Below are 13638 nucleotides of genomic sequence, written 5' to 3'. Positions count from 1 at the left end.
GGCTAGGGCAGCCCGGACGGCGCCCGCGGCGCACCCTCCGACGGCAGGAGCGCGATGGCGCACGCACCCGGTCCCAGCGCCCTGTGGCTCGTCCGGCACGCGGAGAGCCAGGGCAACCTGGCCGACGCGCAGGCCCAGCGGAGCGGCGCCGGACGACTCGAGCTCGACGTCCGCGACCCCGACGTCCCGCTGTCGGCGGGCGGCGAGGAGCAGGCCGACGCGCTGGGCCGCTGGCTCGCCGGCCTGCACCCCGACGAGCGGCCGACGACCGTGCTGAGCTCCCCGTTCGCCCGGGCCGCCACCACCGCCGACCGGGCGGTGGCGGCCAGCGGCCTGGAGCTGACGATCCGCTACGACGAGCGGCTGCGGGAACGCGACTTCGGCTCCTTCGACGGGATGACGCGGGAGGGCATCCGCGACGAGTACCCCGACGAGGCCCGCCGGCGCGATCTGCTGGGCAAGTTCTACTACCGGCCCCCGGGCGGGGAGAGCTGGGCCGACGTCGCTCTCCGGGTGCGCAGCCTGCTGGCCACCGAGGCGCTGCGGCACGACGGTGAGCGGCTGATGTGCTTCTCCCACCAGGCGGTGGTGATGGTGTTCCGGTACGTGGTCGAGGAGCTGGCCGAGTCGCGGTTGCTGGAGATCGACCGGGACGAGCAGGTCGCCAACACGTCGGTCACCCGCTACGAGCGCGCGGACGACGGGCTCTTCCGGCTCGTCGACTTCAACAGCGTTACGCACCTGTCGGACGATCCGCAGGCCCCCGTGACCGAGGAGAACGATGTCCCGTCCCCAGCCTGATCCCGTCCTGGTCACCCCGCAGGTGCTGCGCGACTGGCGGCTGCCCGAGCCGACCGGCGGCAAGGACGCCCGCGGCTCGATCCTCGTGGTCGGTGGCAGCACCGAGACCCTCGGCGCGGTGCTGCTGGCCGCGGAGGCGGCGCTGCGGTCGGGGGCGGGGAAGCTGCAGGTGGTCGTCCCGTCGAAGGTCGCGCCGCACGTCTCGATCTCCCTGCCCGAGGCGCTGGTGCGCGGGGTCCCGTCGACGGCGGCGGGCGCGATCCGCGCCTCGTCGGCCGAGCTGGTGCTCGACCTCGCCGAGAGCGCCTCCGCGGTGCTGATCGGGCCGGGCATGGCCGACGAGGAGGAGACCCGCGGTCTGGTGGAGGCGATGCTGCCGCACCTCCAGGGGCCGGTCGCGTTGGACGCGCTCGGGCTCGCCGCGGTCACCGCCGACCCCGGCTGCCTGCACCATCTCGGCGGCGACGTCGTCCTCACCCCGAACCCGGCCGAGCTGGCGATCTCGTTGCACGCCGACCCGGCGGAGGTCGACGCCGACCCGGCCGGCGCGGCCCGCCGGCTGGCCGGGGCGGCGCAGGCCGCGGTCGGCCTCGGCGGGGCGACCAGCTGGGTCGCCGCCGCGGATGGCCGGCTGTGGGAGGACCAGAGCGGTGGGGCCGGGCTGGGGGTGTCCGGCTCCGGCGACGTCCGGGCCGGGGTGGTGGCCGGGCTGCTGGCCCGGGGCGCCGAGCCGACGCAGGCCGCGGTGTGGGCGGCGCACCTGCACGGGCGGGCGGGTGAGAGGCTGGCCGCGCGCGTGGGCAAGCTGGGCTTCCTGGCCCGCGAGCTGCCGCCGGAGATCCCGCGGGTGCTGGCCGAGGTCGACCTGTAGGGGGCGCTCGAGCCGTCGTCCGGCATCGGCCACCCTGGCGGGGTGACCAGCGCCGCGGACCTGCCGGACGTGCCCGCCCGCGAGGCTCGACGAGCTGACGGCGGCCGCCTTCCTGGCCGAGTGGGGCGCCGACGGACCACCCGCCGGTGCCGGCCCGGCGTCGCTGCGGTAAGCAGGGGAGCCGCCGCGGGGAGGGCCCGTGGCCTCGCGGAGGAGCAGCAGCGTGGCTGACAGCTACATCGGGGAGCTCGACTTCGGTGCGCCGGACATCGATCCGGCGGCGTTCGTGGCGCCCACGGCCGTCGTCGTCGGCAAGGTGACCATGGGGCCGCGCGCCAGCATCTGGTACGGCGCGATCGCCCGCGCCGACTCCGCGGCCATCGAGATCGGCGCGGACTCCAACATCCAGGACGGCTCCACGCTGCACAGCGACCCCGGCCATCCGCTGGTCATCGGCCGGGGCGTGACCGTGGGCCACAACGTGGTGCTGCACGGCGCCCGGGTCGACGACGACGTGCTGGTGGGCATGGGCAGCACCGTGCTCAACGGCGCCCACATCGGGTCGGGCTCGATCATCGCCGCGGGTGCGGTGGTCATGCAGGGCGCGGAGATCCCGCCGAACTCGCTGGTCGCCGGGGTGCCCGCCAAGGTCCGGCGGGAGACGACCGAGGACGACCGGACGGCGATCCGGCTCAACGCGACGAGCTACACCGACCGGCTCGACCAGCACCGCGCCGTCCGCCGGGTGCAGTGACGCCGACGGGCCGGGCGGCTCAGTTGCGGATCGTCTGCACCAGCGGGCAGGTGAACGGGTCGCGCTCGCCGATGCCCACCCGGTTCAGGTACTGCACGACCAGCCGGTACGAGCCGGCCAGCGACGTCTCGGTGTAGCTGATGCCGTGCGCCGCGCAGTGCTCGCGCACCATCGGCTGCACGTGCTTCAGGTTCGGCCGCGGCATGCTCGGGAAGAGGTGGTGCTCGATCTGGTAGTTCAGCCCACCCATCATGAAGTCGGTGAACCGGCCGCCGCGGATGTTGCGGGACATGAGCACCTGGCGGCGCAGGAAGTCGACCTTGGCGTTCTTCGGCACGACCGGCATGCCCTTGTGGTTGGGCGCGAACGACCCGCCCAGCAGCAGGCCGAAGACGCCCAGCTGGACGGCGACGAACGCCGCGGCGATCCCCGCCGGCATCAGCAGGAAGACCGCGGCGACGAACCCGCCGAGGCGCACCGCGATCAGCGCCAGCTCCAGCCGGCGGTGCGGCATCGACTTCTGCCGCACCAGCGTGGCGATGCTGTTGGCGTGCAGGGCCACGCCCTCCAGCGTCAGCAGCGGGAAGAACGCCCAGCCCTGGTGCCGGGTGAACCAGCCGCGCAGGCCGGTGGTGCGCTCGGCCGCGTCGTCGGGGGTGAAGGCCAGCACGGCGGAGGAGATGTCGGGGTCCTTGCCCTGCTGGTTGGGCGCGTTGTGGTGCTTGTTGTGCTTGCCCATCCACCAGCCGTAGCCGATGCCGGCGAAGCCGCAGGACAGCACCCGGGCGGACCACTCGTTGACCGCGTGGGAGCCGAAGGCCTGGCGGTGCGCGGTGTCGTGGCCGAGGAAGCCGAACTGGGCGCAGACGAGCGCCAGGACGGCGGCCAGGCCGAGCTGCCACCACGAGTTCCCCACGGCGACGACGGCTGCCCACACGCCGGCGAAGGCGGCGACGGTGAGGCCGATCCGGGTGACGTACCAGCCGCGGCGCCGGTCGAGCAGCCCGGCGTCCCGGACCCGGGCGGACAGCTCCGCGTAGACGCTGACCTGCCGGTTGCGTTCCGAGCGGCCGGCCGGGCGGGGGGTGCGCCGGGAACCGGCCGGGTCGGTCGGACGAGGGTCGGTCGCCTCGTCGAGGACGTGAGCGGACATCGCCGCCTCTCTGCTGGGGTGGCATGGAACAGTCCGGAGTTCGCCGACGGCGAGGGTGGACATCGCGCGGTCGGCGCTCCCCGACAGTAGGCGACGTTCCGCCGAGCCGCCTGACGATCACCGCCGGCCCGGTTCAGGCGCGCAGCAGCCGGCGGACGAGCGCGCCCACCTCACCGGTCTCCAGCAGGAAACCGTCGTGGCCGTACGGGGAGCTGATCAGGTGCAGCGGAACGCCGAGCCCGTCGGCGAGCCGTTGCTGCTGGGCCGGCGGGTAGAGCCGGTCGGAGTCCACGCCGGCCACCACCGAGCGCGCGGTCACCCGGGCGAGGGCCGCCTCGACCCCGCCGCGGCCCCGGCCGACGTCCCAGCTGTTCATCGCCTCGGTGAGCACCACGTAGCTGCCGGCGTCGAAGCGGGCGGCCAGCTTGGCGGCGTGGTGGGCGAGGTAGGAGGCGACGGCGAAACGGCCGTCGTCCTGGACCACCGTGCCGAAGCGGGCGTCGAGCTCCACGCCGCTGCGGTAGGTGAGGTGGGCGATCCGGCGGGCGATGCCGAGCCCGGTGACCGGGGCGTCCGCCCGGACGCCGGACCGCGGGTAGTCCCCGCCGGCCCAGGCCGGGTCGCTGCGGATCGCGGCCTGCTGGGTCGTCTGGGTGCCGATCTGGTCGGCGCTGGCGACGGCGCACGCGGCGATGGAGAACAGCCGCTCCACCCGCTCCGGCCGGCCGACCGCCCACTCCAGGGCGCGCATGCCGCCCATCGAGCCGCCGAGCACCGCCGTCCACCGGGCGATGCCCAGCGCGTCGGCGAGGGCGGCCTCGACGGCGACCTGGTCGGCGATGGTCACCTCGGGGAACCGGGAGCCCCAGGGCCGGCCGTCCGGCGCGGTCGAGGACGGGCCGGTGGTGCCCTGGCAGCCGCCGAGCACGTTGGCGCAGACGACGAAGAGCCGGTCGCTGTCCAGCGGTGACCCGGGGCCGATCAGGTCGGGCCACCAGCCCGCGGTGGGGTGACCGGGCCCGGCCGGGCCGGTGACGTGGCTGTCACCGGTCAGCGCGTGCTCGACCAGGACCGCGTTCCCGCCGTCGGGCGCGAGCGTGCCCCAGGTCTCGTACGCCACCCGCACGGCGGGCAGCGCGCCGCCGCGCTCGAGCACGAACGGCCGGTCGGGGTCGAGGTCGAGGAAGTGGCGGTCGCCGGCCGGGTCCGCCGGCGTCCAGCCGCCGGACCCGGCCGCCACCTCAGGCGCCCTTGGCGGCGCGGAACCCGGCCGCCAGGTCGGCCAGGATGTCCTCGATGCCCTCCAGGCCGACGGCCAGCCGCACCAGGCCCGGGGTCACCCCGGTGGTCAGCTGCTCCTCGGCGGTGAGCTGGGAGTGCGTGGTGGACGCCGGGTGGATGACCAGGCTGCGCACGTCGCCGATGTTGGCCACGTGGCTGTGCAGCTCGAGGGCCTCCACGAAGCGCCGGCCGGCCTCGGTGCCGCCGTGCAGCTCGAAGGTGAGCACCGCACCGGCCCCCTTCGGCGCGTACTTCTGCTGGGCCGCGTGCCAGGGCGAGGACGCCAGCCCCGGGTAGTTGACCCGGTCCACCTCGTCGTGGGCCTCGAGGAACCTCGCCACCTCGACGGTGTTGGCCACGTGCCGCTCCATCCGCAGCGACAGCGTCTCGATCCCCTGCACGACGAGGAACGCGTTGAACGGCGAGATCGCCGGGCCGAGGTCGCGGAGCAGCTGGACCCGCGCCTTGAGGGCGTAGGCCGGCGCACCCAGGTCAGCGTAGACCACGCCGTGGTACGTCGGGTCGGGCGTGGTGAAGCCGGGGAACTTCCCGCCGGTCCAGGTGAACGTCCCGCCGTCGACGATGAGCCCGGCGATCGCGGTGCCGTGCCCGCCCAGGTACTTGGTGGCCGAGTGGACGACGATGTCGGCCCCGAACTCGAAGGGCCGGATCAGGAACGGCGTCGCGATGGTGTTGTCGACGATCAGCGGCACGCCGTTGCGGTGCGCCACCCCGGCGACGGTCTCGATGTCGAGGACGTCGCCCTTCGGGTTGCCGATGGACTCGGCGAAGAAGGCCTTGGTGTTGTCCTGCACCAGCGACTGCCAGTTCGCCGCGTCGTCGGGGTCCTCGACGAAGGAGACGGTGATGCCCAGCTTGGGCAGCGAGTGGTGCAGCAGGTTGTAGGTGCCGCCGTAGAGCGAGGCGGAGGCGACGACGTGGTCGCCGGCCTCGGCGACGTTGAGCAGCGCCAGCGTCGTCGCCGACATCCCGCTGGCCACCGCCAGCGCCGCGACGCCGCCCTCCAGCGAGGCGACGCGCTGCTCGAGCGCGTCCTGCGTCGGGTTCATGATCCGGGTGTAGATGTTGCCCATCTCGGCCAGGCCGAACAGGTCCGCGGCGTGCTGGGTGTCGCGGAACTGGTACGCGGTGGTGGCGTAGATGGGCAGTGCGCGGGCCCCGGTGGTGGGGTCGGGCGCGGTTCCGGCGTGGATCTGCCGGGTCTCGAAGCTCCAGGCGGTCTTGTCGACGTCGGACATCGGTGCACTCCTCTGCAGGTCGGGAGACCCGTTCGGAGGGACTCCGTCCGTTGTCGGGCGGCGGTTGCCGCCCGGCCAGCTCTTCCCCTGGAGCACCTCAGACGGAGTTGAGGTTGCCGGGCAGCCAGCCAGGTGCTTGTCGCTGCCTCTCGTGAGCCGTCGATGATCTTAGGAGCTGCGCTCACGGCGGCACAATCGGCCCTCCTGGGCGGGCCGGTGGACCGGCTGCTCCCCGAAGAGGGCCAAAGTCGCGATTTTGGCCCTCTCGGGGCGGTCGGGCAGGCTGACTGCCGTGCGCGCGCTGGTGTTCGAGGAGTTCGGCGGGCCGCTGACGGTCCGGTCGGTACCCGACCCCGTGCCGGCGCCGGACGGCGTGGTCGTCCGGGTGGGCGCCAGCGGCATCTGCCGCAGCGACTGGCACGCCTGGTCCGGGCACGATCCGGACGTCGTCCTGCCGCACGTGCCCGGCCATGAGCTGGCCGGCACCGTGGCCGCCGTCGGGCCGCGGGTGCGCAGCTGGGTGGTGGGCGACCGGGTGACCGTGCCCTTCGTCTGCGCCTGCGGGCGCTGCGCACCCTGCCGGGAAGGTGCCGGGCAGGTCTGCCTGCGCCAGACGCAGCCCGGGTTCACCCACTGGGGGTCGCTGGCCGAGCTCGTCGCCCTGGACGCCGCCGACGTCAACCTGGTCGCGCTTCCCCCGGAGCTCGCGTTCGGCACCGCGGCCGGCCTGGGCTGCCGCTTCGCGACCGCGTTCCGCGCGGTCACCGGGGTGGCCCGGGTGCGCCCCGGTGAGTGGGTGGCGGTGCACGGCTGCGGCGGGGTGGGGCTGTCGGCGGTGCAGGTCGCCGTCGCGGCCGGCGCCCGCGTGGTGGCCGTGGACGTCTCCCCGGCCGCGCTGGACCTGGCCCGGCAGCTGGGCGCCGAGCACGTCGTGCCGGGGACGGCGGACGTGCCGGGCGCGGTCACCGAGCTGACCGGCGGCGGCGCGCACGTGTCGCTGGACGCCGCCGGCTCGGCCGTGACCTGCGTCAACTCCATCCGCGGCCTGCGCCCCCGCGGGCGGCACGTGCAGGTGGGCCTGCTGCCGCCGGCCGTCGGCCGCCCCGAGATCCCGATGGAGCTCGTCGTCGCCGGCGAGCTGGCCGTGCTGGGCAGCCACGGGATGGCCGCGGCCGACTACCCGCCGATGCTGTCGCTGATCGCGGCCGGCCGGCTGCGCCCGGACCTGCTGGTCACCCGGGAGCTGGCGCTCGCGGACGCCGGGCCGGCGCTGGCCGCGGTCGGCCGGGAGCCGGGGATCGCCGTCGTCACCCGGTTCTGAGACAGGAACGACCGTCGAGTACAGGAGAGGCAGCCCGATGAACAGTGTGGAGATCGGCCGGAGCACCGCGGTGGAGCTCGCCCGGTTGGTGCGGGACAAGGACGTGTCCCCCGTCGAGGTGACCGAGGTGGTCCTCCAGCGCATGGAGACCCTGGAACCGCACCTGCACGCGTTCTGCACCCCGACGCCCGAGCTGGCCCGCGAGCAGGCCCGCCGGGTCGAGCAGGCGATCATGCGGGGCGACGAGGTCGGCCCCCTCGCGGGGGTTCCGCTGGGGATCAAGGACCTCGTGTCCACGGCGGGCATCCGGACAGCGGGTGGGTCCATGGCCTACCGGGACTTCGTCCCGGCGGAGGACGACGTCGTCGTCGAACGGCTGGGGGCGGCCGGCGCCATCACCATCGGCAAGACCAACGTCCCGGAATTCGGCTACAGCGGCGTGGGCCACAACCCGGTCTTCGAGACCACCCGCAATCCGTGGAACACCGAGCTCACGCCGGGAGGATCGAGCTCGGGTTCCGGGGCGGCGGTCGCTGCCGGACTCGGCCCGGTCGCCGTCGGCAGTGACGGTGGTGGCTCGGTCCGGATCCCGGCGGCCCTGTGCGGCATCTTCGGCATGAAGCCGTCCATGGGTCGTGTTCCGCTCTACCCCGGGTGCCGGGACGAGCGGTACCCCGGGTTCTCGAGCTGGGAATCCCTCGAACACATCGGCCCGCTCAGCCGGACGGTCGCGGACGCGGCCCTCATGCTCAGTGTCATGGCCGGGCCGGACCCCCGGGACCGGCACTCCATCCCCTGCGCCGACGTGCACTGGCTCGATGCGATCGCGGAGGACGTTCGTGGGCTGAGGGTCGCGCTCAGCCTCGACTGGGGCTACGCCGCGGTCGCCCCCGAGGTCAGGAGCGTGGTCTCGGCGGCCGCCACGGTGTTCGAGGGCCTGGGCTGTTCCGTCGAGCTCCGGGACCCGGGTTGGGACGACCCGTACCTGGCCTTCTGGGGAGCCGTCGCCCAGGACTCCGATCTGGCGGGCATGCGCGCCCTGCTCCCGGAGCACGCCGCGCAGATGACGCCGCACCTCGTCGACTTCCTGCAGCGCCCGTGGACCGCCGAGGAGCTGACCGCTGCGCGCACCGCCCGCCAGGCGCTGTCGAACACGATGTGGCGCTTCATGCAGGACGTCGACCTCGTGCTGACCCCCACGGTGTGCGTGCCGGCCTTCCCGGTGCACATGCAGGGCCCGGAGAAGGTGGACGGCCGCATCGTGCCCCCACCGGCCGCCACGGTCGCGCTCACCTCACCGATCAACCTCACCGGCCAGCCGGCCGCGTCCGTCCCGGCCGGCTTCACCGCCGGCGGCCTGCCGGTGGGCATGCAGATCATCGGGGGGCACCTCGCCGACCGCACGGTGCTCGCGGCGTCCGCCGCGTTCGAGGCGGCCGCGCCCTGGAGCGGCCGGTGGCCCGGACTGCTCGATGAGCTGGGCCTCTGATCCGGCCCCGACCCGGGTCACCGGGCCGGTACCGCCGCGGTCACTCCGTGGGGGACGACGGCTCCTGCTCCGGACCCGTCTCCTGCTCCGGCTCGGACTCGGTGGTGGTCGGCGCCCGGGTCGTCGTCGGGGCGCGCGAGGACGACGGCGGCTGCTCGCCGGTCTCGTCGTCGTCCGGCCGGGTCGGGGAGGTGCTCCGGGACGGCGTCGCCCCGCCGGGGGTGGTGGTCGGGGACACCGTGCCGGTGGGGCCGCCGGGCACCGGGACGTCGCTGGTCGGCGCGGTGGGCTCGGTCGGCTCGGCCGGCTCGGTGGTGGGCGCCAGTTCCGAGACCGGCACCCGGACGGTCTGCCCGTCGATCGTCTCGACCGTCGTGTACTCGACCGCGGGACGCACCACGAGGTAGAGGGAGAAGAACGCGACGAACAGCACCGCCAGGACGACGGTCGAGGTGTGGGCGCGGCCGATCCGGGCCGGAACCCGCTGCCGCCAGAACCGGACCGGGGCCGGCGCCTCCGTCGTCGGCGCGGGCTGTGCGGCCGTGGACGGGAGGATCTGGGTCGGCTGGTCGCCCGACGGTGCGCTCATGCCGCACCGCCGGTCCGGGCCCGGTCCTCGGCCAGCGCCTCGTCCTGGACGCTGGGCGCGCTGGCGCGCAGTGACACGCCCTCGCGGGACAGCGCCAGCGCCACCCGGGCCCGCAGGTCCCGGCTCACCTCGAACTGCTTGCCGGGCAGGGTGCGCGCCACGATCCGCACGTTCACCTCCTCCAGGGACAGGCTCTCCACGCCCATCACGCTGGGCTCGTCGAGCAGCAGGCGGTGCAGTCGCTCGTCGGCGAAGGCGTGCTGGCCCACCTGCCGCAGCACGTCCTGCACCCGGTTGACGTCGGCGCTGGAGGGCACCGGCACGTCGACCACGGCCCGTGCCCAGTCACGGGAGAGGTTCACGACCTTGACGATCTGGCCGTTGGAGACAATCACCACCTCGCCGTCGGGCGAGCGCACCCGGGTGATCCGCAGCGTGACGTCCTCGACCGTGCCGACGGCCGGGTCGCCGCCGCCCAGGACCTGGATGGAGACGACGTCACCGAAGCCGTACTGCCGCTCGGTGATGAGGAAGAAGCCGGCCAGCACGTCGCCGACGACCCGCTGCGCGCCGAAGCCCAGGCCGACGCCCAGCACGGTGGCCGGCGCGACGAGGCCGGTGATCGGGATGCCGAGCCGGTCGAGCACGAAGAAGACCGCGATCGAGTAGATCAGCACGATCCCGACCCAGGTCAGCACCTGGGTCAGCGAGTGCCGGTGCTTCGCCGCCTCCGACCGGACCAGCGCGTCGGAGCCGCTGGCGGTGGCGTCGATCCGGTCGGTGATCCGGCCGCCGATCCAGCCGACGAAACGGGCCAGCAGCACCGACCCGAGGACGATCAGCACGACCTCGAGCCCGCGGCCGCGGAGCCAGTCGAGGAGGTCGTTCACGGGGCGATCACCTGGACGTCCATCGGCGTCCAGTGTGGCCCGCCGGCCCACCGGTCCGCTCGTGGGGGGCGGTGATCCGATCGTGATCATCCCCGGTTTGCGTTGCCCGCGGGGCATGCCGCACGGTGAGATGAGCTGCGCCGCCCCGAGCACCGGGACGACGGCCGACCGACCGACGTGAAGGGAGAGGCGCCGCACCGCGGCGCCAGACACATCATGTCCAGCACACCCACAGCACCACCCGGCCACACCGGGGACGAGCCGGGCCCCCGCCGCGTGGGGTCGTTCGCCGATCGGCACCCCGCCCTCGCCCAGCCGCCCGCGGAGACCGGCCGCACGGGCACGCTCGACACCGTCGTCTTCGGCGTCGCCGCGGTCGTCGCCCTGGCCTTCGTCGCCTGGGGCTTCATGGCGCCGGGGAACCTGGGCAGCACGAGCGGGAGCGCACTGGCCTGGGTCGAGGAGAACCTCGGCTGGCTGTTCGTCGTCCTGGCGTCCGGGTTCGTCATCTTCGTGATCTGGGTGGCGGCCAGCAAGTACGGCCGCATCCCGCTGGGCCGGGACGGCGAGCGGCCGGAGTTCCGGACGGTCTCCTGGATCGCGATGATGTTCAGCGCCGGGATGGGCATCGGGCTGATGTTCTTCGGTGTCAGCGAGCCGCTGTCGCACTACGTCGCGCCACCTCCGCGCAGCGTCGACGCCGAGACGCCCGAGGCCGTCTCCACGGCGATGGCGACCACGCTGTTCCACTGGACGCTGCACCCCTGGGCGATCTACGCGGTGGTCGGCCTGGCCATCGCCTACGGCACCTTCCGCCGCGGGCGCCGGCAGCTGATCAGCGCCGCGTTCATCCCGCTGATCGGGGAACGGCGCGCCGCCGGCCCGGCCGGCAAGGTCATCGACGTCCTGGCCATCTTCGCCACCCTCTTCGGGTCGGCCGCCTCGCTGGGCCTGGGGGCCCTGCAGATCGGCAGCGGGGTGGAGATCCTCGGCTGGGCCGGCACCGTGGGCAACGGCCTGATCGTCGCGATCATCGCGGTGCTGACCGCGGCGTTCGTCGCCTCGGCGGTCTCCGGCGTCGCCAAGGGCATCCAGTGGCTGTCCAACATCAACATGGTGCTGGCCCTGGTGCTGGCGGTGTTCGTCTTCGTCGTCGGCCCGACGGTGCTGATCCTCAACCTGCTCCCGACCACGATCGGCAACTACTTCGCCGACCTCGGCGAGATGGCTGCCCGGACCGAGGCCAGCGGCGGCGACGCGATGGCCGAGTGGCTGCGCGGCTGGACGGTCTTCTACTGGGCGTGGTGGATCAGCTGGACGCCGTTCGTCGGGCTGTTCATCGCCCGGATCAGCCGGGGCCGCACCATCCGGCAGTTCGTCACCGGCGTCCTGCTGGTGCCCAGCGCGGTCAGCCTCATCTGGTTCGCGGTGTTCGGGGGGGGCGGGGATCGCCGCCCAGCAGGACGGTGCGGACGTGGCCGGGCAGTCGACCCCGGAGGGCCAGCTGTTCGGCGTGCTGGAGACCTATCCGCTCGCCACGGTGATGACGGTGCTGGTCATGGTGCTCGTGGCGATCTTCTTCGTCTCCGGCGCCGATGCCGCCTCGATCGTGATGGGCTCGCTGTCCGAGCGGGGCACCCTCGAGCCGACCCGGCGGATCGTCATCTTCTGGGGCATCGTGATGGGGGCGGTGGCGGCGATCATGCTGCTGGTCGGGGAGGACGCGCTCACCGGGCTGCAGAACCTCACGATCATCGCCGCGCTGCCGTTCTCGCTGGTGATGGTGGGCATGGCCGTGGCGCTGGCCAAGGATCTGCGCACCGATCCGATGATGCTGCGCCGGGCCTTCGCCAGCGAGGCCGTCGAGCAGGCCGTCGTCGAGGGCATCACCCGGCACGGCGACGACTTCGCGCTGGTCGTCGAGCCTTCCCCCGGTGCCGACCTGTCCTCCCGGTCCCCGGATCCCGGGGACGGGGCCGGCGCCGGGCAGGTCGGCTCGCCGGTGCCGCAGCCGGCGGACCGGGACGTCGCCTCGCGGTCGGAGGTCGGTACGGCCGGACGGCCCCAGGAGCCGCGCGGCTGATCGCCGCACCGGGCTCGGGACCAGGGTCTTTGGTCCCGAGCCCGGGCCCTCGGCTTGATCACGAGCGGCGCCTGCCGAAGTCGGAGCGAGAACTCCCCGTTCTCATCCGACTCCGGAGGATCCTCGATGGCCCGCTCGCTGCCCCTGCGCACGCTCCCTGCCGCGCGCCCGGGCGGCGCCTCGGGGTGGTTCGCCGACCGCCGGCTGGCGGTGAAGTTCGGGTTCGTGCTGGGCGTCGTCGTCCTGGTGTTCGGCTCGCTGCTCACCGCGCTGCTCACCTCGAACGGCTCGGTGCGCGACGCCAACGAGCGCCTCGACCGGCTGGCCACCGCCCAGGAGCTGGTCCTGCAGCTCGACACCCGGGCCAGCGAGCTGAAGGTCGACGGCTTCAAGGCGCTGGTGCGGCCGGTGCCGTCGGAACAGCTCGCCGAGCTGGCCGACGACGTGGCGACCCCCACCCGGTTGCTCGCCGAGCTGGCGGAGGTCCCGCTCAGCGGTGCACCCGCCGACGCCGCGGCGCAGGTGCAGGCGACCTACGTGACCTACCTGGACGCGATCAGCTCCTTCGTCGAGGCGGCGGTGGCGGACCAGGCCGGTGCGCGGCTGCAGTGGGAGGGCATCCAGGCCGCCAACGACCTCACCGACGGTGCCGTGAGCGAGGCGAAGGCCGCCCTCGAGGCCGCGACCACCGCGACCCAGGTCGAGCTCTCGGCGGCGATCACCAGCGCCGACCGCACCGCCGTGGTCGTGGTCGGCATCGGCCTGGTGCTCGTCGTCGGCATCTGCCTGCTCACCCAGCGCTCGCTGACCCGCCCCATCGTCCGGGTGGAGGCCACCCTGGCGGCGATGGCCACCGGCGACCTCACCGTCGAGTCGGGGGTGACCAGCCGCGACGAGGTCGGCCGGATGGCGCAGTCGCTGGCCGCGGCCCAGCAGCACCTCCGCACGGTGCTCGCCGGTGTCGCCGCGTCGGCGGATGCGGTGGCGGCGTCGTCGGAGGAGTTGTCGGCGTCCTCGGCGCAGATCTCGGCGTCGGCGGAGGAGACCAGTGCGCAGTCGGGTGTGGTGTCGGCGGCGGCGGAGGAGGTGTCGCGGAACGTGGGCACGGTGGCTGCGGGTGCGGAGGAGATGGGTGCCTCGATCCGGG

12 protein-coding genes, 1 pseudogene and 1 riboswitch are annotated in these 13638 nt (G+C 74.0%); of the genes and pseudogenes, 8 read left to right on the top strand and 5 right to left on the bottom strand.

All coding sequences use genetic code 11. The features are described 5' to 3' along the window. Positions 1-54 precede the first annotated feature (54 nt). The 3 genes from ACYVG5_RS12130 to ACYVG5_RS12120 all read left to right on the top strand — a co-directional run bounded on the left by ACYVG5_RS12130 (position 55) and on the right by ACYVG5_RS12120 (position 2426). Positions 55-801, top strand: coding sequence for a histidine phosphatase family protein (locus tag ACYVG5_RS12130; RefSeq protein WP_222050679.1), 747 nt, complete (start codon positions 55-57; stop codon positions 799-801). Continuing rightward, positions 782-1672, top strand: coding sequence for an NAD(P)H-hydrate dehydratase (locus tag ACYVG5_RS12125; protein WP_222050680.1), 891 nt, complete (start codon positions 782-784; stop codon positions 1670-1672). Before ACYVG5_RS12130 ends, ACYVG5_RS12125 begins: the two co-directional genes overlap by 20 nt. A 223-nt stretch (positions 1673-1895) precedes the next feature. Beyond that, complete coding sequence (locus ACYVG5_RS12120; RefSeq protein WP_222050681.1) at positions 1896-2426, top strand: gamma carbonic anhydrase family protein; 531 nt, start codon at positions 1896-1898, stop codon at positions 2424-2426. 19 nt (positions 2427-2445) lie between these two features. Here the strand turns inward: ACYVG5_RS12120 and ACYVG5_RS12115 are convergent, their stop codons facing one another. The 3 genes from ACYVG5_RS12115 to ACYVG5_RS12105 form a co-directional block, all read right to left on the bottom strand. Next, on the bottom strand, positions 2446-3579 hold the full coding sequence (locus ACYVG5_RS12115) for a fatty acid desaturase family protein (RefSeq protein ID WP_222050682.1): 1134 nt from the start codon (positions 3577-3579) through the stop codon (positions 2446-2448). A gap of 133 nt (positions 3580-3712) precedes the next feature. Further along, positions 3713-4819 (bottom strand): homoserine O-acetyltransferase MetX, encoded by a 1107-nt coding sequence (gene metX, locus ACYVG5_RS12110; RefSeq protein WP_222050683.1) that lies wholly within the window; start codon positions 4817-4819, stop codon positions 3713-3715. 1 nt (position 4820) lies between these two features. Beyond that, positions 4821-6119: a bifunctional o-acetylhomoserine/o-acetylserine sulfhydrylase gene (locus ACYVG5_RS12105; protein WP_222050684.1), complete on the bottom strand. Its 1299-nt coding sequence runs from the start codon at positions 6117-6119 to the stop codon at positions 4821-4823. A 41-nt stretch (positions 6120-6160) separates the two neighbouring features. Further along, a riboswitch (SAM riboswitch) is annotated at positions 6161-6276 on the bottom strand. A gap of 135 nt (positions 6277-6411) precedes the next feature. Here ACYVG5_RS12105 and ACYVG5_RS12100 point away from each other — a divergent pair. Together ACYVG5_RS12100 and ACYVG5_RS12095 are read left to right on the top strand one after the other, a co-directional pair. Beyond that, positions 6412-7440 (top strand): zinc-binding dehydrogenase, encoded by a 1029-nt coding sequence (locus ACYVG5_RS12100; protein ID WP_222050685.1) that lies wholly within the window; start codon positions 6412-6414, stop codon positions 7438-7440. 37 nt (positions 7441-7477) lie between these two features. After that, a complete protein-coding gene (locus ACYVG5_RS12095; RefSeq protein WP_222050686.1) occupies positions 7478-8929 on the top strand; it encodes an amidase in 1452 nt (483 codons plus the stop codon). 40 nt (positions 8930-8969) lie between these two features. Here the strand turns inward: ACYVG5_RS12095 and ACYVG5_RS12090 are convergent, their stop codons facing one another. Continuing rightward, the gene (locus tag ACYVG5_RS12090; protein WP_222050687.1) at positions 8970-9518 is read right to left on the bottom strand and encodes a hypothetical protein; all 549 of its coding nucleotides are present in this window, start codon (positions 9516-9518) and stop codon (positions 8970-8972) included. Then, positions 9515-10408 (bottom strand): mechanosensitive ion channel family protein, encoded by an 894-nt coding sequence (locus ACYVG5_RS12085; protein WP_460683215.1) that lies wholly within the window; start codon positions 10406-10408, stop codon positions 9515-9517. Before ACYVG5_RS12085 ends, ACYVG5_RS12090 begins: the two co-directional genes overlap by 4 nt. Before the next feature lie 216 nt (positions 10409-10624). On the opposite strand from ACYVG5_RS12085, the pseudogene ACYVG5_RS12080 reads away from it, so the two are divergent. The 3 genes and pseudogenes from ACYVG5_RS12080 to ACYVG5_RS12070 all read left to right on the top strand — a co-directional run. Then, positions 10625-11791, top strand: a pseudogene (locus ACYVG5_RS12080) (BCCT family transporter); the annotation flags it as partial. A 91-nt stretch (positions 11792-11882) separates the two neighbouring features. Then, the gene (locus ACYVG5_RS12075) at positions 11883-12491 is read left to right on the top strand and encodes a BCCT family transporter (RefSeq protein ID WP_460683214.1); all 609 of its coding nucleotides are present in this window, start codon (positions 11883-11885) and stop codon (positions 12489-12491) included. A 126-nt stretch (positions 12492-12617) separates the two neighbouring features. Beyond that, positions 12618-13638: HAMP domain-containing protein (locus ACYVG5_RS12070; RefSeq protein WP_460683213.1), on the top strand; the 1021-nt coding region annotated here is incomplete at its 3' end.

The organism is Modestobacter lapidis (assembly GCF_054780755.1).
Note: the sequence above shows the minus strand (reverse complement) of the source record. Positions and strands in the feature narration are given on the sequence as shown.